Annotated in this window: 18 protein-coding genes; 10 read left to right on the forward strand and 8 right to left on the reverse strand. The window is 70.0% G+C overall.

Going from position 1 to position 18,503, the window contains the following annotated elements:
- Positions 1–183 (reverse strand): hypothetical protein, encoded by a 183-nt coding sequence (locus tag TSO221_RS02200; RefSeq protein ID WP_109116853.1) that lies wholly within the window; start codon positions 181–183, stop codon positions 1–3.
- Between the two features lie 246 nt (positions 184–429).
- On the opposite strand from TSO221_RS02200, the gene TSO221_RS02205 reads away from it, so the two are divergent.
- The 7 genes from TSO221_RS02205 to TSO221_RS02235 all read left to right on the forward strand — a co-directional run bounded on the left by TSO221_RS02205 (position 430) and on the right by TSO221_RS02235 (position 8,487).
- The gene (locus tag TSO221_RS02205; RefSeq protein WP_109116854.1) at positions 430–1,218 is read left to right on the forward strand and encodes a transporter substrate-binding domain-containing protein; all 789 of its coding nucleotides are present in this window, start codon (positions 430–432) and stop codon (positions 1,216–1,218) included.
- A 120-nt stretch (positions 1,219–1,338) separates the two neighbouring features.
- On the forward strand, positions 1,339–1,800 hold the full coding sequence (locus TSO221_RS02210) for a MerR family DNA-binding transcriptional regulator (RefSeq protein WP_109116855.1): 462 nt from the start codon (positions 1,339–1,341) through the stop codon (positions 1,798–1,800).
- Positions 1,797–2,933 (forward strand): thiolase family protein, encoded by a 1,137-nt coding sequence (locus TSO221_RS02215; protein ID WP_109116856.1) that lies wholly within the window; start codon positions 1,797–1,799, stop codon positions 2,931–2,933. The genes TSO221_RS02210 and TSO221_RS02215 overlap by 4 nt, the downstream gene beginning before the upstream one ends.
- A gap of 17 nt (positions 2,934–2,950) precedes the next feature.
- A complete protein-coding gene (locus tag TSO221_RS02220; protein ID WP_109116857.1) occupies positions 2,951–5,287 on the forward strand; it encodes a 3-hydroxyacyl-CoA dehydrogenase NAD-binding domain-containing protein in 2,337 nt (778 codons plus the stop codon).
- 16 nt (positions 5,288–5,303) lie between these two features.
- Entirely contained in the window at positions 5,304–7,094 is a 1,791-nt protein-coding gene (locus TSO221_RS02225) for an acyl-CoA dehydrogenase C-terminal domain-containing protein (RefSeq protein ID WP_109116858.1), read from the forward strand.
- 197 nt (positions 7,095–7,291) lie between these two features.
- Complete coding sequence (locus TSO221_RS02230) at positions 7,292–7,546, forward strand: hypothetical protein (RefSeq protein ID WP_146208675.1); 255 nt, start codon at positions 7,292–7,294, stop codon at positions 7,544–7,546.
- Between the two features lie 290 nt (positions 7,547–7,836).
- Complete coding sequence (locus TSO221_RS02235) at positions 7,837–8,487, forward strand: response regulator transcription factor (protein WP_109116860.1); 651 nt, start codon at positions 7,837–7,839, stop codon at positions 8,485–8,487.
- A gap of 68 nt (positions 8,488–8,555) precedes the next feature.
- On the opposite strand, the gene TSO221_RS02240 is transcribed toward TSO221_RS02235, so the two are convergent.
- The 4 genes from TSO221_RS02240 to TSO221_RS02255 form a co-directional block, all read right to left on the reverse strand.
- Entirely contained in the window at positions 8,556–8,987 is a 432-nt protein-coding gene (locus tag TSO221_RS02240) for a CBS domain-containing protein (RefSeq protein WP_109116861.1), read from the reverse strand.
- 155 nt (positions 8,988–9,142) lie between these two features.
- Positions 9,143–9,829 (reverse strand): OmpW family outer membrane protein, encoded by a 687-nt coding sequence (locus tag TSO221_RS02245; RefSeq protein WP_109116862.1) that lies wholly within the window; start codon positions 9,827–9,829, stop codon positions 9,143–9,145.
- A 198-nt stretch (positions 9,830–10,027) separates the two neighbouring features.
- Entirely contained in the window at positions 10,028–10,519 is a 492-nt protein-coding gene (locus TSO221_RS02250) for a hypothetical protein (protein WP_109116863.1), read from the reverse strand.
- A gap of 23 nt (positions 10,520–10,542) precedes the next feature.
- On the reverse strand, positions 10,543–11,682 hold the full coding sequence (locus TSO221_RS02255; RefSeq protein ID WP_109116864.1) for an FAD-dependent oxidoreductase: 1,140 nt from the start codon (positions 11,680–11,682) through the stop codon (positions 10,543–10,545).
- A gap of 103 nt (positions 11,683–11,785) precedes the next feature.
- Here TSO221_RS02255 and TSO221_RS02260 point away from each other — a divergent pair, with 103 nt between their 5' ends.
- The gene (locus TSO221_RS02260; RefSeq protein ID WP_109116865.1) at positions 11,786–12,217 is read left to right on the forward strand and encodes a hypothetical protein; all 432 of its coding nucleotides are present in this window, start codon (positions 11,786–11,788) and stop codon (positions 12,215–12,217) included.
- A gap of 245 nt (positions 12,218–12,462) precedes the next feature.
- Positions 12,463–12,645, forward strand: coding sequence for a hypothetical protein (locus TSO221_RS02265; RefSeq protein ID WP_247877887.1), 183 nt, complete (start codon positions 12,463–12,465; stop codon positions 12,643–12,645).
- A gap of 48 nt (positions 12,646–12,693) precedes the next feature.
- Here the strand turns inward: TSO221_RS02265 and TSO221_RS02270 are convergent, their stop codons facing one another.
- From TSO221_RS02270 to TSO221_RS02280, 3 genes are all read right to left on the reverse strand, one after another.
- Complete coding sequence (locus tag TSO221_RS02270; protein WP_109116867.1) at positions 12,694–16,158, reverse strand: AAA family ATPase; 3,465 nt, start codon at positions 16,156–16,158, stop codon at positions 12,694–12,696.
- Between the two features lie 15 nt (positions 16,159–16,173).
- Positions 16,174–16,806 (reverse strand): DsbA family protein, encoded by a 633-nt coding sequence (locus TSO221_RS02275; RefSeq protein ID WP_247877888.1) that lies wholly within the window; start codon positions 16,804–16,806, stop codon positions 16,174–16,176.
- Positions 16,807–16,880: 74 nt separating this feature from the next.
- Positions 16,881–17,348 carry a DciA family protein gene (locus TSO221_RS02280; protein ID WP_109116868.1) on the reverse strand — a complete coding sequence of 156 codons (468 nt, stop codon included), beginning with the start codon at positions 17,346–17,348 and terminating at the stop codon, positions 16,881–16,883.
- Between the two features lie 115 nt (positions 17,349–17,463).
- Between TSO221_RS02280 and mutY the strand changes: the two genes are divergently transcribed.
- The gene (gene mutY, locus TSO221_RS02285; RefSeq protein WP_109116869.1) at positions 17,464–18,495 is read left to right on the forward strand and encodes an A/G-specific adenine glycosylase; all 1,032 of its coding nucleotides are present in this window, start codon (positions 17,464–17,466) and stop codon (positions 18,493–18,495) included.
- The last annotated feature ends 8 nt before the right edge of the window (positions 18,496–18,503 follow it).

Here is an 18,503-nt window from a genome sequence, read left to right on the forward strand (position 1 = left end):
CTACGCCCGGTGCCCGTCGTGGTCGCCGCGGTGCCGGGCGATCAGCAGCAGCACGCCGACGAGCACCGCGAAGAACACGGTGACCGCGACGTAGAACGCCAGCGCCATGCCCACCGTCAGGGTGCCCAGCAGCACCATGAGGAGGATCCCGAGGCCAAGCGCGACAATGCTGCGCGACGACATGGGGTGTCCCTAACCCGCCCTGTGGATACCGGCTTCGATGATGGTGCGCGTCCGCTGCATGGGCGGTCGCGTCTTTGGTAGGACCAAAGTGGCCTTCGCGTGTGCGAAACTGAACGTGGCAAGCTGTCACTGCGCGCCCGCGCCGCACCCGTTCGTCAGGGCTATGACGAACGTCAGGGGTGTTGACCCAGCGGTGTGCGCCGTACCCTTGGGGCAACCAACAACGCCCCTGAGGGAGGGATCCGCATGTCCGTTCGGTCGTGGAGTCTGGCTGCGGCGCTTGGCGCCGTGCTCGCGTTCACCGTTCCCGCCGCAGCAAGGGCCGCCGAATCGTCGCGGCTCGACGCCGTGCTGGCGTCCGGCACGCTGCGCGTCGGCACCACCGGCGACTACAAGCCCTTCACCTACCTGAACCCGCAGACCCAGCAGTTTGAGGGCATGGACATCGACCTCGCCAACGCGCTGGGCAAGGCGCTGGGCGTGAAGGTGGAGTTCGTGAAGACCTCCTGGCCGACGCTGATGCAGGACCTCGAATCCGACCGCTACGACATCGGCGTCGGCGGCGTGTCGGTGACGCTGGAGCGGCAGAAGAAGGCGCTGTTCTCCTCGCCGCTGATGCGCGACGGCAAGACGCCGATCACCCGGTGCGAGAACAAGGATCGCTTCCAGACCGTCGCGGACATCGACAAGCCCGGCGTGCGGCTGATCGTCAACCCCGGCGGCACCAACGAGAAGTTCGCCAAGGCCAACGTCACCAAGGCGGAGATCACCGTCTACCCCGACAACGTGACGATCTTCGACCAGATCATCGCCGGCAAGGCCGACCTGATGATCACCGACGCGGTGGAGACGCGCCTGCAGCAGAAGCTGCACCCCGAACTGTGCGCCGTGCACCCGGACCAGCCCTTCGACTTCTCCGAGAAGGCGTTCCTGATGCCGCGCGACATGGTGCTGAAGCAGTTCGTCGACCAGTGGCTGCACCGCGCCGTCGCCATCGGCGAGTACCAGGCGGTCTTCGACAAGTGGCTGAAATGACAGGCTGAGCAGGGGGCGGATCGTCCGCCCCCTCCGCTTTCGGCGTAGCCACACGCAGGGGCTTGACAGGCTTGGTCACGTACCTTACGTTTACGTCAACGTAAGGTACGGGAGGGACGAATGCCGGGGGCCGCGCCGCTGCGCATCGACAGCGACGGACAGCGCACCTACACCATCGGCGAGCTCGCCGATGAGTTCGGCCTGACGTTGCGGACCATTCGTCACTACGAGGACGAGGGGTTGCTGGCGCCGGCGCGCGACGGCATGAACCGGGTCTACGGCCACCGCGACCGCGCGCGCCTCGTGCTGATCTGCCGGGGCAAGCGCCTGGGGTTCAGCTTGGCCGACATCAAGGAATTCCTCACCCTCTACGACGGCAGCGACGGGCAGGTGCGGCAGATGCAGCACCTCCAGGCGCTGACCCGCCGCCGCGTTTCGGCGCTCGAACGGCAACTCGCCGACGTCCAGCAGACGTTGGCCGAACTGCACCGCATCGACGCCCGGATCACCGACCATCTCACTCAGCACCTTCGCCGCCACGGCATCGACGAGACGAGCACCAGGGAGGACAAGAACCTATGAAATCCGTCGTCATCGCGGGCTACGCCCGCTCCCCCTTCGCCTTCGCCCACAAGGGCGAGCTCGCCAAGGTCCGCCCGGACGACCTGCTGGCCCGCGTGGTCGCGGCGCTGGTCGAGCGTACCGGGGTGAATCCGCAGGACATCGAGGACGTCATCGTCGGCTGCGCCTTCCCCGAGGGCGAACAGGGCCTGAACGTCGCCCGCACCGTGTCCTTCCTGGCGAAGCTGCCGGCCAGCGCGGCGGCGACGACGGTCAACCGCTACTGCGGCTCGTCCATGCAGGCCATCCACATGGCGGCCGGTGCCATCGCCATGGGCGCCGGCGACGCGATCGTCTGCGGCGGCATCGAGTCGATGAGCCGCATCCCGATGATGGGCTTCAACCCGATGCCGCACCCGGGCCTGAAGCTGAGCTACCCCGAGGCCTACTCCTCCATGGGCATCACCGCGGAGAACGTCGCCAGGCGCTACGAGCTGACCCGCGAGCAGCAGGAGGCTATGGCCGTCGCCTCGCACGCCAAGGCCGCCGCGGCGCAGGAGGCCGGCCGGCTGCGCGACGAGATCGTCGCCATCGAGACGCCGAACGGCGTGGTCGAGCGCGACGGCTGCATCCGCCCCGGCACCACCGCCGAGGGGCTGAGCGGCCTGAAGCCGGCCTTCCTGGCCGACGGTTCGGTGACCGCCGCCACCTCCTCGCCGCTGACCGACGGCGCCTCGGCCGTGCTGGTCACGTCCGAGGAGTACGCCAAGGCCAACGGTCTGCCGATTCTCGCCCGCATCCGTTCGATCGCCGTCGCCGGCTGCGCGCCGGAGGTGATGGGCCTGGGCCCGATCCCCGCCGCGCAGAAGGCGCTGGCCCGCGCCGGTCTGTCGATCAAGGACATCGGCGTGGTCGAGCTGAACGAGGCCTTCGCCGCCCAGGCGCTGGCCTGCATCCGCGACCTCGGCGTCGATGAGGCGACGCTGAACCTCGACGGCGGCGCCATCGCGCTCGGCCACCCGCTGGGCGCCACCGGCGCCCGCATCACCGGTAAGGCGGCGGCGCTGCTGAAGCGCGAGGGCAAGCAGTTCGCGTTGGCCAGCCAGTGCATCGGCGGCGGCCAGGGCATCGCCACCATCCTCGAGGCCGTGTGAGCGCGGAGGTGAGTTCCATGGACATCAAACGCGCCGCCGTGATCGGCTCCGGCGTGATGGGCAGCGGCATCGCCGCCCACATCGCCAACGCCGGCATCCCGGTCGTCCTGCTCGACATCGTGCCGAAGTCGGGAGACGACCGCTCCGCCATCGCCAAAGGGGCCTTGGAGAAGCTGAAGAAGGCCGACCCGGCCGCCTTCATGCACCCGAAGAACGCCCGTCTGGTCACTCCGGGCAACCTGGAGGATGACCTCCACCTGCTCGCCGAGTGCGACTGGATCGTCGAGGCGATCATCGAGGACATCGGGCTCAAGGCCGCCCTCTACCAGCGCATCGACCCGGTCCGCAAGCCGGGCTCGGTGGTGTCGTCGAACACCTCGACGATCCCGCTGAACATGCTGACCGAGGGGCAGTCGGAGACCTTCAAGGCCGACTTCCTGATCACCCACTTCTTCAACCCGCCGCGCTACATGCGCCTGCTGGAACTGGTCACCAGCGAGAAGACGCGTCCCGAGGCGGCCGAGGCCATCGCGGCCTTCTGCGACCGCTCGCTCGGCAAAGGCGTGGTGCGCTGCAAGGATACGCCGGGCTTCATCGCCAACCGCATCGGCGTCACCTGGATCCAGGCGGCGGTCAACGAGGCGATCAACCTCGGCCTGACGGTCGAGGAGGCGGACGCCGTCGCCGGCCGCCCGATGGGCATCCCGAAGACTGGCATCTTCGGCCTGATGGACCTCGTCGGCATCGACCTGATGCCGCACATCGCCAAGAGCCTGCTGTCCACGCTGCCCGACGGCGACTTCTACCGCGGCATCTACCGCGAGCACGCGGTGATCAAGCAGATGATCGCCGACGGCTACATCGGCCGGAAGGGCAAGGGCGGCTTCTACCGCGTCAACAAGGCGGGCGGGAAGCGGGTCAAGGAGGCCATCGACCTCCAGACCGGGCAGTTCCGCACCTCCGACAGGGTCAAGCTGGAGAGCGTGACCACCGCCGGCAAGGACCTGCGCGCGCTCGCCGAGTTCCCGGACAGGACCGGCGCGTACGCCCGCAAGGTGCTGGCGCAGACGCTGGCCTACGCCGCCAGCCTGGTGCCGGAGATCGCCGATTCCATCGTCGCCGTCGATGAGGCGATGCGCCTCGGCTACAACTGGAAATTCGGCCCGTTCGAGCTGATCGATAAGCTGGGCACGACGTGGTTCGCCGAGCTGTGCCGGTCGGAAGGCCTGACCGTGCCCGCTCTGGTGGCGCAGGCCGACGGCCGCAGCTTCTACCGCGTCGAGGGCGGCAAGCTCCAGTACCTCACCACCGGCGGCATCTACGACGACGTGGTGCGGCCCGAGGGCGTGCTGCTGCTCGCCGACGTGAAGCGCGCGGCCGGCGGCAAGCCGGTGTGGAAGAACGGCTCGGCCGCCCTGTGGGACATCGGCGACGGCGTGCTGTGCTTCGAATTCACCTCGAAGATGAACGCGCTGGATGAAGGCACCATGGCCGCCTACCAGAAGGCCATGGGGCTGATCGGCGATGGAAAGGGCCAGTGGAAGGCGCTGGTCATCCACAACGAGGCGGACAACTTCTCGGTCGGCGCCAACCTCGGTCTCGCCATGTTCGCGGTGAACATCGCGCTGTGGCCGCAGATCGAGCAGCTGGTCGAGATGGGTCAGCAGACCTACCGGGCGCTGAAGTACGCGCCGTTCCCGGTGGTGTCGGCGCCCTCCGGCATGGCGCTGGGCGGCGGCTGCGAGATCCTGCTGCACTCCGACCACGTCCAGGCGCACGCCGAGACCTACATGGGCCTCGTCGAGGTCGGCGTCGGCCTGCTGCCCGGCTGGGGCGGCTGCACTGAGATGCTGGCCCGCGCCGCCGCCAACCCGAGGCGCCCGGCCGGCCCGATGCCGCCGGTGGCCCAGGCGTTCGAGACCATCAGCCTCGCCAAGGTCGGCAAGTCCGCCGCCGAGGGCAAGGAGCTGATGTACCTGAAGGCCAGCGACGGCATCACCATGAACCGCGACCGCCTGCTGGCCGACGCCAAGGCCAAGGCGCTGGAGCTGGCGCAGGACTACACCCCGCCGGAGAAGACCACCTACACGCTGCCCGGCCCGACCGGCCTCGTGGCGCTGGAGATGTTCGTCGAGGGCTTCGCGCTGCAGGGCAAGGCGACGCCGCACGACCTCGTGGTGTCGCGCCACGTCGCCGCGGTGCTGACCGGCGGCGACACCGACCACACCCAGACGGTCGGCGAGGATCACCTCCTCGAACTGGAGCGCAAGGGGTTCATGGCACTCATCCGCACGCCGGCCAGCATGGATCGCATCGAGCACATGCTGACCACCGGCAAGCCGCTGCGGAACTAAGGGAGGGAATGGAACGATGCCGATCTACAAGGCTCCGCTGGAGGACGTGCGTTTCGTCCTCGACGAGATCGTCGGCGTCGGGCAGCTCTCCCAGCTGCCCGGCTACGAGGACGCCACGCCGGACCTCATCGCGCAGGTGCTCGACGAGGGCGCCAAGCTGTGCGAGGAGGTGCTGTTTCCGCTGAACCAGCCCGGCGACAAGGAGGGCTGCGCGTTCGAAAACGGCGTGGTCCGTACGCCCAAGGGCTTCAGGCAAGCGTACGACACGTACATCGCCGCCGGCTGGCAGGGACTGTCCTGCGACCCGGCGTACGGCGGCCAAGGCCTGCCGAAGCTGGTCAACGCCATGCTGGAGGAGTTCGTGTGCTCCGCCAACCTCAGCTTCGGCATGTACCCGGGGCTGTCGCTGGGCGCGTACAACGCGGTGCACAAGTACGGCTCGGAGGAGCTGAAGGCGCGCTTCCTGCCGAAGCTGGTGGACGGCACCTGGTCGGGCACCATGTGCCTGACCGAGCCGCACTCCGGCACCGACCTCGGCATCATCCGCACCAAAGCGGTGCCGCAGGAGGACGGGTCGTACAGGATCACCGGCACCAAGATCTTCATCTCGGCCGGCGAGCATGACCTGACCGAGAACATCCTCCATCTCGTGCTGGCCCGTCTGCCGGACGCGCCGGCGGGGACGCGCGGCATCAGCCTGTTCCTGGTGCCGAAGTTTCTGCCCAAGGACGACGGCACGCCGGGGCCGCGCAACGGCGTCGCCTGCGGCTCCATCGAGCACAAGATGGGCATCAAGGCGTCCTCGACCTGCGTGATGAACTTCGACGACGCCACCGGCTGGCTGGTCGGCGAGCCGCACAAGGGCATGCGCGCCATGTTCGTCATGATGAACGCGGCACGCCACGCGGTCGGTGTCCAGGGCCTGGGCCTCGCCGAGGTCAGCTACCAGAACGCCGCCGCCTACGCCAAGGAGCGCCTGCAGGGCCGTTCGGTGAAGGGGGCGAAGTTTCCGGACAAGCCGGCCGATCCAATCATCGTCCATCCCGACGTGCGCAAGAACCTGCTCACGGCGCGGGCCTACACCGAGGCCAGCCGGGCGCTGGGGGCGCTGGTCGGCTACCACCTCGACCTCGCCGAGAAGCACCCCGACGCGCGGCAGCGCCAGGAGTCGGACGAGTTCGTCCAGCTGATGACGCCGATCGTCAAGGCGCTGTTCACCGACATCGGCTCGGAGGTCGCCAACATCGCCGTGCAGGTGCACGGCGGCCACGGCTTCATCTGGGAGACCGGCGTCGAGCAGTACGTCCGCGACGCCCGCATCGCCCAGATCTACGAGGGCACCAACGGCATCCAGGCGCTGGATCTGGTGGGCCGCAAGATGGGCCAGGACATGGGCCGCCTGCTGCGCCGCTTCTTCCACCCGCTCCAGGCCGAGCTGGAAGCCGACATGGAGAACGAGGCTCTCGCCGAGTACGCGATCCCCGTCGCCAAGGCGTTCGGCAAGCTGCAGCAGGCCACCGCGGTCATCGCCCAGAAGGGACTGAAGGACCCGGAGGAGGCCGCCGCCGCGGCGACCGACTACCTGCGCCTGTTCGGCTTGGTGGCGCTGGGCTGGATGTGGCTGAAGATGGCCAAGGCGGCCGGCGCCAGGCTGGCGGCCGGGGAGGGCAACACCACCTTCTACGATTCCAAGTTGAAGGTCGCGCGCTTCTACATGTCGAAGTTGCTGCCGCAAGTGAACACGCTGTTCATCACCATCATGGCCGGCGCCAAGCCGCTGATGGAGTTGGAAGACGCAGCTTTCTAGGGGCTCCGACGCGTTCCTCCGCGTTGCACTGGGGCGGGCCCGCGAGGGCCCGCCCTTTTTTTGCCCTCCCAACCGAATCGCATAGGGACAAGGTCGGATTTGCGCTGTTCCACGCGCTCGCTATGCTTCCATTGGAAGCACCCCTTACGGATCAGCGGACCGTCGCCACGGTTCGAGAAAGGGCGGACATGCGGAGCATGCTCGAAGCGATCACGACTCGAGCGGAAGCCCTCGCCAGCACCCGCAGCATGGCGCCGCGGGCGGCCGAAGCGCTTCTGGTGCTGGCCGGGGCGCTGCTGGCCGTCACGCTGCCGCTGGCGTCGGTGCGTGGCGGCATCCCGCTCGGCCCGCTGGTGATGTGGCTGGCGTGGATGGCGTCGCTCGGCACCGTGGCCGTGGCCGTTCTGGCCGTGCGGCGCCCCCACCGGCCCGTCGAGCCCGAGCCTCGCTGACGGCGCTTCCGGTTGCCGGAAGCGGGTATCCGGGCTATGTCTGCTACCGGGCCGGGCAAGCAGCGGAATCGCACGCATCCCCTCACGGACGGCCTAGGCATCCAACCTTGCGGTGTGACAAACGGCGAATCCGGGTTGTCCGGAGGTATGGGGCGTGGTACATCTCATTAGTCAATACACAAGTTAAAGACCTTCTATATCTTCTGGTTTTGCTGCGTATGCGTTGTGAATGCCTATCGCATTTGCGTTGCAGTCGAACCAGCTCAGGGATTGCGTATGGGGGTACTGTCATGAGGATCCTGATCGGCGACGACCACGTGCTTTTCCGCGAGGGACTGCGCCGGCTCCTCGAACAGCTCAAAGAAGGAAGCGTTTTCGTCGAGGCCAGCAATTTCGATGAGATGCTGGAGATCTGCGGCGGCGGCGAGACGTTCGACCTGATCCTGACCGACCTGCGTATGCCCGGCTGGCCCGGCTTCTCGGGCATCGAGGCGCTGCGCGAGAAGCAGCCGCAGGGCAAGGTGGTCGTGGTCTCCGCCTCGGAGGCGCACCACGACGTCCGCGACGCGCTGGAGCACGGCGCCGCCGGCTACATCCCGAAGTCGTCCAGCGTGAAGATCATGCTGAGCGCGCTCGACCTCATCTTCTCGGGCGGCGTCTACGTGCCGCCGACCGTCCTGCGCGAGGGCACCGCGGCCGACGCCGGTGGCGAGGCCCGCGCCGGCGCCATGCCGCCGGCCGACCCGGCGCTGGAGCAACTGCTGACCCAGCGCCAGCGCGAGGTGCTGGAGCGCCTGCGCGAGGGCAAGTCCAACAAGCAGATCGCGCACGAGCTGGGCCTGTCGGAAGGCACCGTGAAGATCCACATGACGGCGATCTTCAAGTCGCTGGGCGTGCGCAACCGCACCCAGGCGGCGATGGCGTTCCCGCAGTCGTCCTGACGCCCGGACACGGCCGACAAGGGGGCGCTCCGCCGGCGGGTGGGGCGCCCTTTTTGGTGCGCGGGTGGTCAGCCGATTCCGGCCACGTAGCCGCGCAGCGACTCCACCTCCAGCTCCGCGTCGTCCAGGCGGGCCTTGACCACGTCGCCGATGCTGATCAGCCCGGCCAGCCGCCCGTCGTCCATGACCGGCAGGTGGCGGATGCGGTGTTCCGACATCACCGCCATCACGTGCGCCACCGTGTCGTCCGGCCGGCAGGTCACCAGGTCGCGGGTCATCAGGGTGGCGGCCGGCTGCTGCAGGGCGCCGGCGCCCTGCTTCGCCACGCCGCGGACGATGTCACGTTCCGACAGGATGCCCACCGGGGCGCCGCCGTCGATCACCAGGGCGGCGCCGATGCGGCGCTCGGCCAGCATGCGGGCGACGGCGCCGATGGCATCGCCGGGATGGACGGAGACGATGTCGGTACCCTTCCTCTTCAACACCGCGGCAACGTGCATGGGGCATTCTTCCTCTGCGAGGCCGGCTTCATCCGACGAAGCTCACATCAGAAGGTGGGGCGCGGAGAAGCCCCAAAAAAGAGAGGGCCGGGCACCCTGATGGGGGTACCCGGCCCAATCCTCGCGCCCCTCCGCCCGTGGGCGGGGGCTTATGATCAGAACTTGTAGCCGACGCCGACGCCGACCAGCCACGGGTTCAGCGTGACCTTCGAGTTCCAGTCCAGGCCAACGTTCGTCGTACCGTGCACGTCGGTCTTCAGGAAGACCTTCTTGACGTCGATGTTCAGCAGCAGGTTGTCGGTCAGGTAGAAGTCGGCACCAGCCTGCAGGGCCCAGCCGAAGCGGTTCTTGTAGTCGGTGTTGGTGATGGCCAGGCCGGCCGCGTTGCGGGCGTTGGCGGCGTCCTCACGATAGAAGAGCGTGTAGTTGATGCCGGCGCCGATGTACGGGTTGAACTGCGAGTTCGGCAGCGGGTGGTAGGTGACCGTCAGGACCGGCGGCAGCAGCGACACCTTGCCGACGTCCAGTCCGCCGGCGACGTCGGACGTGACCTTGTGGCGGCTGGTGCCGGCGATCAGGTTCACGCCGATGTTCGGGGTGACGAAGTAGGTCGCGTCGACCTCGGGGATGAAGTCGTTGCCGACCTTCACGCTGCCGATCTTGGTGCCGCCGGAGGTCTTCACATCGCCGCTCTCGGACGGGGCGACCCACACGCCGCGGGCGCGGACGACGATGTCACCGGCCTTGACGCCTTTGAACTCCTGGGCCTGGGCGGTGGAGGCGATGGCGGCGACGGCGGTGGTCGCCAGCAGGGCGGCGGCGGCGCGCTTCAGGATGCTCATGATTTTTTGTGCTCCGAGGCAGATTGTTGTCAGGACGTCAGGAGAAACTTGCTGGAAGGGTTACTACCAAAGTTTCTGTGGTTATACCAGACGTCCATGACCTTTCTGCCAAATTGCGGCGCCTCTGCCACAGTGACGGAGTGCCGCACCCCCGCGGAGCACGCGTGGTGACCATAACGCGGGAAGTATTCGCATTTCCTAAGGTGCCGGCGCCGCCGGGCGTGGCCCCGGTTGCAACCCTACCTGCGGCGCGCCGTGCGGGACCTGCGCCAGGCAGTTCCCCACCACGTGGTAGCACTGTCCCAGCGTGCTCGCTCCACCCGGCGCGCCGCCGTAGACCAGCCGTTCCACCGCCCCGCCCCGCAGCGTGAAGGTGGCCTCGCAGGTGGTGGAGCGGATGTCCACGTCGTAGACGGGATAGCCCCAGCCGCCCCAGCCCGGCCCCCAGTGCCCGCCCCACATGCCCACCGAGCCGGGGTACGAGGTGATTCGCCCGCTGCGGTAGGTGAAGAACTCCTGGTTATCGGCGGTGGCTTGCCGGTCCGGCACGCCGGCACAGGACAGCAGCGTCGCCTTCGGCATGCCGACCAGCGCGGATTGTGCGTACAGCGCTTGGTCCGCCGCCGGGTTGGCGCAGGCGACCAGCAGGGCCACGCCCGCCAGGGCGCGCAGGGTGCGACCGAGACTCATCGTTCCGTACTCCTCCTCACGCGTCAGCGCAGGCGGCCCGGGGACAGGTCGGCCGCCGTCACGCCCAGTGCCGCCAACTCCGCCGGCAGCCCGCCGCCGCTGGCCAGCGCCGCAGCGGTGCGCGCCATGGCCGGCGCCGTCTGGATGCCGTAGCCGCCCTGTCCGGCCAGCCACAGGAAGCCTTCCGCCGCCGCGTCGAAGCCGACCACCGGCACCTTGTCGGCGACGAAGCTGCGCAGGCCCGCCCAGCGGTGCGCGATTCGCCGGATTCGGAAGCGGACCGCCTGCTCGACACGATCAACAGCCACGGCCACGTCCCATTCCTCGGGCTGCACGTCGCAGGGCGCGACCGGCGTCTCGTCGGCGGGGGAGGCGAGCAGGCGGCCCGCATCCGGCTTGAAATAGAAGGTCTCGTCCACGTCGATCACCATGGGCCAGCCATCCAGGCCGGCGGCGTCGGCCGGATCGTCGAACACCGGGTCGAAGGTCAGCGCGGTGCGCCGCTTCGGCACCAGCCCGAGCGGCCGCACGCCGGCCAGTTCCGCCAGCGAGTCGGCCCAGGCGCCGGCGGCGTTGACCAGCACCGGGGCGGCGTAGTCGCCGGCCGGAGTGCGGGCCACCCACAGCCCGCCGCGGCGCTCCACCGCCCGCACCTCGGCGTCGGTGACCGTCTGTCCGCCGCGCGCCTTCAGGCCGCGCAGGTAGCCCTGGTGGATGGCGTGCACGTCGAGGTCCATCGCCTCGGGCTCCCACACCGCGCCGGCGACGTAGTCGGCCCGCAGCAGCGGCGCGCGGGCCAGCGTCTGCGCCGCGTCCCAGCGCTCCACCGACGGCGTCAGGCGCCGGCCCTCGGCGAAGGCGGCGTCCAGCGCCGCCGTCTGGTCGGCGCGGCCGATCAGCAGCACGCCGCGCGGGGACAGCGGCGGGTGCTCGGAAAAGCCGTCGGGCGGGCTGCTGTAGAAGTTCCAGCTCGCCACCGTCAGCGCCCGCACCACCGCGTGCCCGTAGGTCTGCGTGTACAGCGCCGCCGAGCGGCCGGTGGAGTGGTAGCCCGGCTGCGCCTCGCGTTCGAGCAGCAGCACGCTGCCCAGCGCCGCCAGTTCGTACGCCGCCGAGGCCCCGGCCATGCCGGCGCCGACGATCAGGAAATCCGCGTGTTGCACGGCTGTCCGTCCCTTCCTGTTTTGCCGGGCATCGTGCGACGGACTGAAAGCGTGCGCAAGCTGCACCCGTTGCGGTTACAGTGCACGAAACCGCGGAGGCAGCATGACCGACGACCTCTCTGCGCTGATCGCGCGCATCACCACCCGCGCCCCGGACCGCGAGTTGAACGCCGCCGTGGCGCGGGCGCTGGGTTGGACGATCGGGCCGAACACCAAGGGCTGGAAGGTGGTGCAGCCGACCGGCTACATCGGCGGCATGGTGGTTCCGCCGCGCGAGGACAGCACGCCCGCCGACGCCTGGTTCGACCCCAAGGGCCGCGAGCGCGGCCTCGCCGACAAGGAGGAGTCGCTGCCGGCTTTCCTCACCAGCCTGGACGCCGCTTTGGGTGCGGCGCCGTTCGAGGGCCGGGCCGAGCTGCTGCGCCGCGCGCTGGATGCGCACACCCGCTGGCTGGACGAGTCGGGCAAGGACGACGCGGCGCTGGGCCGGCTGCCGGCGTTCGTGATTGCGGAGGTGCTGATGGCGGCGCGCTGATTCCATCTACGACCATGGTCGTAGATGGAATCCCCTGTACTAAGCCTTTCGATGGTGATATACCGCAATGCAGCAATAACCTCTTCCGTATGTGGTTCGGAGATGCTGCGCAGTTTCACCAGGGATTGGTCGCGTTGGTCCGCCGCCGAACGGTGGTCGGTGACCATCGCCGGGGCCGGGGTTCTGGTGGTCCTGGCGGTCCAAATCGGTTCCCATCTGGTGTGAGGGGAACGATGGCTCCGTCGGTGCTCCGGGCTCTCGAGGCCATCAAGCGCTACAACGCGCAGCCCGAACAGATCGACCACGCCATCCTCTGCGCCATCAACGTCACACTCTGTCTCGCCTCGGGCGGAGACGACCGGGTCTCCGAAGGCTTCAACGAGGACATCGCCCGAAGCGGGCGGAACTTCGGTCTCCAGTACACGTAAGGGCGCCGCGGGCGCCTTTTTTCATGCCCGCGCGCCGGGACCGCGCCGTCAGGCCACCTGCGCGCCGCGCAACTCCTCCGCGGCGCTGAGGTCCACGCTCACCAGCTGCGAGACGCCGCGTTCAGCCATGGTGACGCCGAACAGGCGGTCCACCCGCGCCATGGTCAGTCGGTGGTGGGTGATGATGAGGAAACGCGTGTCGCCCTCGCGCGCGATCGCCTCCACGAGGTCGCAGAAGCGGTTGACGTTCGCCTCGTCCAGCGGCGCGTCCACCTCGTCCAGCACGCAGATCGGCGCGGGGTTGGAGCGGAACACCGCGAACAGCAGCGACAGCGCGGTCAGCGCCTGCTCGCCGCCGGACAGCAGCGACAGCACCGTCAGCTTCTTGCCCGGCGGGCTGGCGTAGATCTCCAGGCCGGCGTTCAGCGGGTCTTCGGCGTTGACCAGCTCCAGATAGGCCTTGCCGCCGCCGAACAGGGTGGTGAACAGCTCCTGGAAGTTGCGGTTCACCGCGTCGAAGGAGGCGGTCAGCCGCTCGCGCGCCTCGCGGTTCAGGCTGGCGATGCCCTGGCGCAGGCGGGCGATGGCGGCGATCAGGTCCTCGCGCTCGGTCTGCAGGGCGCCGATCTGGGTCTCCAGCTCGGTGGCCTCCAGCTCGGCGCGCAGGTTGACCGGGCCCATGTTCTCGCGCTCGCGGACCAGCTTCTCCAGCCGGGATTCGGTGGCGGCGGTGTCGGGCAGCGGGTCGTCGGGGCCGAGCTCGGCGGCGGCGCGGGTCTGCTCGGGCGCGCAGTCCAGGCGCTCGGCGATGCGCTCGGTCAGCGTCTGGCCCTGCTGGACGGCGGCCTGCACCGCGGCCTCGGCGTGGGCGCGCGCCTCGCGGGCGTCGGCGAGGCCGGATTCGGCGGTCTTCAACGCAGCCTCGGTGTCGGACAGGCGGGCCTCGGCCTCGGCCAGCGCCTCGGCGGCGCGCTTGCGGGCGCGTTCGGCCTCGGATATCCGGGCCAGCAGGTCCTGACGCTCTCCGGCGATTTCGGCTGGGCGGCCGGCGAGCTGGTCCAGCTCGGCCTGCGCCGCCGCGGCGCGCTCCTCAAGTTCGCCGACGCGGCCGCCGGCGCCCTGGGAGCGGGTGGACCACGAGGAGACCTCGTGCTGGACGGCGTTGAGCCGCTGGCGGCGGGCCTGGGCGTCGCGGGTCAGGCGGTCGAGCGCGTTCTGCTTCTCGGCCTGGGCGGTGCGGCGCTCGGCGAGGGCTGCGCGCTTCTCGTTGACGGCCTCGCGGCCCTCGCGCGGGTCGGCGAGCTGGTCGAGCAGCGCGCGGGCGTCCTCCAGCTGGGTGTCGGCGTCGCGGCGGTCGGCCTCCAGCCGCTCGATGCCCTCGACCAGCGCGGCGAGCTTCGAGGCGGCGGCGTCGGCCTCGCGGGCCAGCTTGGCGTGGCGGTCGCGGGCGGCGTTCAGCGCGGCGAACGCCTCGCGCACCGCATCGCGGGCGCGGCGGTCGCGGACGGCGGCGTCCTCGGCGGCTTGGCGGGCGGCATCGAGCGCCTCGCGGGCCAGCTCGACGGCCTCCTCGGCGGCCTCCAGCTCCTCGCGCAGCTCGCGCAGGCGGTTGCGCTGCTTCAAGCGGACGGCGGCGGCGGTCGGCGCGCCGGCCTGGGTGACCAGACCGTCCCAGCGCCACGCCCCGCCGTCGCGGCTGACCAGGATCTGGCCGGCGGCCAGCGTCGGCGCGAACAAAGCGCCGGTGGCGGCGTCGGCGACCACGCCGATGTGGGTGAGGCTGCGGGTCAGCGCGTCCGGCCCCTGCACATGGGTGGCCAGCGGCTCGGCCCCGGGCGGTAGGGCGGGGACGGGCAGGGGCGGCAGGGCGCGCCAGTGCACCGGCGCCGCCTCGTCCAGCGGCGCGATCAGCGCGTCGCCGAGCCCGGCGGCCAGCGCACCTTCATAGCCTGGAGCGACGGTCACCGCGTCGATCAGCGGCGGGAACAGGTCCGACGTGCCGGCGGCCAGCAGCTCCGACAGCGCCTTCTCTTCCGCCTTCAGTTTCGTCCGCCACGCCTCGGCGGCGTGCAGGGCGTCGCGGGCGCGGGCCTGGGCGGGTTCGGAGTCGGCCTTGGCGCGCTCGGCGGCCTCGGCGGCTTCGCGGGCGTCCTCGACGCGCTGCTCGGTCACTTCGACGGCCAGTTCGGCCTCGGCGACGTCGGGGCGGGCGGCGATCTCCTGTTCCAGCAGGGCGCGCTGCACCTGCTGCTCGCCGATGCGTTTGGTGAGGGTGGCGGTGCGCGCCTCCAACTCGCCGACCTGCCGCTGGGTGGCGGCGCGGCGGGCCTCGTCGGCGGCCACCTGTTCGGTCAGGCGGGTGAGGTCGCGGTCCAGCTCCTCGACCGCCTCGCGGGCCTCGGCCAGCGCCTCGCGGGCGGCCTCCTCCAGCATCTCCTCGTCGGCCTGGGCCTCGAGGAGACGTTCGCGCTCCTCCTCCAGGCGGGCCAGTGCGTCGCCGGCGTCGGCGGCCAGTGCCTGCTCGCGGCCCAGGTCGCCGGCGATCTGCCGCAGGCGGTCCTGGAGGGCGCGCTGCTGCTCGGCGACGCGGCGCTCCTCGGCGTCCAGCTGCTCGCGGGCGATGACGAGGCGCTGCAGGGCGGCTGCCGCGGCGGCCTCGGCCTGCCGCGTCCCGGGCAGGCCGGCGGCGTCCTCGGCGCGCTTGGAGGTCAGCTGCGTGACCGACAGCATCAGGCCGCGGACGTGCTCCTCGGCCTTGGCGAAGGCGGCGCGGGCGCGTTCCAGGTCGGCTTGGCAGCCGATCCAGCGCAGGTGCCACAGCACCGCCTCGACCTTGCGGATCTGTTCGGACAGATTGCGGTAGCGGCTGGCCTGCCGGGCCTGCTTCTTCAGGCTCTGCAGCTGGGTGTCCATGGCGCCGACGACGTCGTCCAGGCGCGTCAGGTTGCCCTCGGCCGCCTTCAGGCGCAGCTCCGCCTCATGCCGGCGGGAGTGCAGGCCGGTGATGCCGGCCGCCTCCTCCAGCAGCATGCGGCGGTCCTGCGGCTTGGCGTTGATGATCTGGCCGACCTTGCCCTGGCTGACCAGCGCCGGCGAGTTGGCGCCCGATGCGTTGTCGGCGAACAGCAGTTGCACGTCGCGGGCGCGCACCAGCTTGCCGTTGATGCGGTAGTCGGAGCCCGAGCCGCGCTCGATCCGCCGCGTCACCTCCAACTCGTCGGCCTCGTTGAAGCCGGCCGGCGCGGTGTGTGAGCGGTTGTCGACGGTCAGCGACACTTCGCCCAGGTTGCGCGCCGGACGGTTGGACGTGCCGCCGAAGATGACGTCGTCCATGTCGCCGCCGCGCATCTTCTTGGCGGAGGTCTCGCCCATCACCCAGCGCAGCGCCTCCACCAGGTTCGACTTGCCGCAGCCGTTCGGGCCGACGATCCCGGTCATGCCGGGTTCGATCACCAGCTCGGTGTTGTCGACGAACGACTTGAAGCCGGACAGGCGGAGGCGCGAGAAGTGCACCGGGGTGTTCCTGACTTACTTGGCCAGCTTGTCGATGGCTGCGGCGAACGCCTCGAAGGGCTGCGCGCCCTCGACCTTGGTGGTGCCGCTGCCGCTGGAGAGGATGAAGGTCGGCGTCGATTCGACCTTGTCCTTGTTCTGGCCTTCCAGGCGGCTGTTGAGGATGCCGTCGGCCAGCGCCTTGTCCTCCCAGCAGGCCTTGATGGTGGCCTCCGACAGGCCGGCCAGCTTGCCGATCTGGGTCAGCGCGGCGGCCTGGTCCTTGGCCGAGGCCCACTGCGCCTGCCCCTTGAACAGCACGTCGAGCAGCGGGAAGTAGCGCTCCGGCGGCGCACAGCGGGCCAGCATGGAGGCGCGCAGCGCCCACTGGTCGAAGGGGAAGTCGCGGAACACCAGCTTGGCCTTGCCGGTGTCGATGTACGTCTCCTTGATCTTCGGCAGCGTCTCGGTGTGGAAGCGGGCGCAGTGCGGGCAGGTCATCGACGAGTAGTCGACGATGGTGACCGGCGCCTTGGGGTCGCCCAGCACGCGCTCGCCCAGCGCCTTCGTGGTGTCGATGGTCGCCTGCGCGGCGGCTGGGCCGCCGGTCAGGGCCATCGTGGCGAACAGGGCGAACGCCCCGAAAGCGGCTGCTACGTATCGGCGCACCTTGGCCTCCTGGATACTAAATGTTGGGGATTATAGCGGGTGCGGCGGAGGCGGCAAGCCCCCACCATGGTGAATCACTTCTGCCTGCGCCCCAGCAGCGAGCGGCCGAAGCGCTCCAGCGCCTCGCGCAGGCCCTCGTCCTCGATGGTGGCGGTGGCGGACATCACGGTGATCTCCTCGTCCATGCTTAGCGGGCGGGGCTGGGGTGCGCGCAACGTCGCGGTGGCGACGGGGGCGGCGTGCACGAGGCGCAGCCGGGAGACCGCCTTGTAGCCGAAGAAGCCGTTGATCTTCTCGATGATGAGGGGTTCCAGGTGCTGCAGCTCCAGCGCGATGGCGCCCATGGCGCGGACGTGCAGCGTCGCGTCCTCGCGCTTGCCGCGCGGGAAGACCAGCTTGTCCGGCTGCGTGCGCAGCGCCAGCTGGTGGCCGACGATGCTCGGCCAGTCGGTGATCAGCGCGCCGAAGGCGAGGCCCTTCTTGCCCAGCGCCTTGCCCGCCACCTCCGGCACCGTGCGGCCGATCAGACGCGGTCCCGCCATTCCACCAGTCCATCCTTGCCCTGTGCCCGAGAACCTAGCGCGCCGGACGCGGCGATGCCAGAGCCGGTGCCGTGACCCTTTCGCAGGATCATGCGCATCGCTATGTGTCAGCCCTATGACGGATACGCTTCAGATCGCCGCCCGCCTGCTGCCCTGGTACGACCGCCAGCGCCGCGACCTGCCCTGGCGCAGCCCGCCGGGCCACTACGCCGATCCCTACCGCGTTTGGCTGTCGGAGATCATGCTCCAGCAAACCACCGTGCCGGCGGCGGCGCCGTACTTCCGCGCCTTCACCGAACGCTGGCCGACGGTGGAGGACCTGGCATCCGCTTCGCTGGACGAAGTGCTGGTGGCGTGGGCCGGCCTCGGCTACTACGCGCGGGCGCGCAACCTGTACAAGTGCGCCCAGGCGGTGGCGGAGCGGCACGGCGGACGCTTCCCGGACACCGAGGAAAGGCTGCTGGAACTGCCCGGCGTCGGCGCCTACACCGCCGCGGCGATCGCCGCCATCGCCTTCGGCCGGCCGGCGACCGTGGTGGACGGCAACGTCGAGCGCGTGGTCGCCCGCCTGTTCGCCGTCGAGGAGCCCTTGCCCGGCGTGAAGCCGAAGCTGCGCACGCTGGCTGCCACCCTGACGCCGCGGCAGCGGGCCGGCGACTATGCGCAAGCGATGATGGATCTCGGCGCCACCGTGTGCACGCCGCGCAAGCCGAAGTGCATGCTCTGCCCGGTGGCGGAGTCCTGCGCCGCCCGCGCCGCCGGCATCCAGGAGGAGCTTCCCCGCAAGTCCGCCAAGGCCGACAAGCCGACGCGCCGCGGCACCGCCTACTGGCTGCTCAACCCGGAGGGCGCGGTCCTGCTGCGCCGCCGTGCCGAGGAAGGGCTGCTGGGCGGCATGGCGGAAGTGCCGTCAATCGGCTGGGAACCGGGCGGCGTGCCGCCGCTCGACGTGGCGTGGCGGGCGCTGCCGGGGATGGTCCGCCATACTTTCAGCCATTTTCACCTGGAACTTCAGGTGCTCGCCGGCCGCGCCGGGGCCGACTGGACGAAGGCCGCGGGCATCTGGGTGCCGGTGGACCGGCTGGGCGACCAGGCGCTCCCCTCGGTGATGCGCAAGGTCGTCCGCCACGCGCTGGCGCATGTGTGACGCTCTGG

The sequence above is a fragment of the Azospirillum sp. TSO22-1 genome (genome assembly GCF_003116015.1).
GTDB lineage: Bacteria > Pseudomonadota > Alphaproteobacteria > Azospirillales > Azospirillaceae > Azospirillum.

Excerpts from the sequence above, each read along its gene's own strand:
- TSO221_RS02205 (WP_109116854.1), top strand. The coding sequence starts at position 430 with ATGTCCGTTCGGTCGTGGAGTCTGGCTGCGGCGCTTGGCGCCGTGCTC.
- mutY (WP_109116869.1), top strand. The coding sequence starts at position 17,464 with ATGACGGATACGCTTCAGATCGCCGCCCGCCTGCTGCCCTGGTACGAC.
- TSO221_RS02260 (WP_109116865.1), top strand. The coding sequence starts at position 11,786 with ATGACCGACGACCTCTCTGCGCTGATCGCGCGCATCACCACCCGCGCC.
- TSO221_RS02210 (WP_109116855.1), top strand. The coding sequence starts at position 1,339 with ATGCCGGGGGCCGCGCCGCTGCGCATCGACAGCGACGGACAGCGCACC.
- TSO221_RS02215 (WP_109116856.1), top strand. The coding sequence starts at position 1,797 with ATGAAATCCGTCGTCATCGCGGGCTACGCCCGCTCCCCCTTCGCCTTC.
- TSO221_RS02230 (WP_146208675.1), top strand. The coding sequence starts at position 7,292 with ATGCTCGAAGCGATCACGACTCGAGCGGAAGCCCTCGCCAGCACCCGC.
- TSO221_RS02235 (WP_109116860.1), top strand. The coding sequence starts at position 7,837 with ATGAGGATCCTGATCGGCGACGACCACGTGCTTTTCCGCGAGGGACTG.
- TSO221_RS02220 (WP_109116857.1), top strand. The coding sequence starts at position 2,951 with ATGGACATCAAACGCGCCGCCGTGATCGGCTCCGGCGTGATGGGCAGC.
- TSO221_RS02245 (WP_109116862.1), bottom strand. The coding sequence starts at position 9,829 with ATGAGCATCCTGAAGCGCGCCGCCGCCGCCCTGCTGGCGACCACCGCC.
- TSO221_RS02250 (WP_109116863.1), bottom strand. The coding sequence starts at position 10,519 with ATGAGTCTCGGTCGCACCCTGCGCGCCCTGGCGGGCGTGGCCCTGCTG.
- TSO221_RS02200 (WP_109116853.1), bottom strand. The coding sequence starts at position 183 with ATGTCGTCGCGCAGCATTGTCGCGCTTGGCCTCGGGATCCTCCTCATG.
- TSO221_RS02280 (WP_109116868.1), bottom strand. The coding sequence starts at position 17,348 with ATGGCGGGACCGCGTCTGATCGGCCGCACGGTGCCGGAGGTGGCGGGC.
- TSO221_RS02240 (WP_109116861.1), bottom strand. The coding sequence starts at position 8,987 with ATGCACGTTGCCGCGGTGTTGAAGAGGAAGGGTACCGACATCGTCTCC.
- TSO221_RS02225 (WP_109116858.1), top strand. The coding sequence starts at position 5,304 with ATGCCGATCTACAAGGCTCCGCTGGAGGACGTGCGTTTCGTCCTCGAC.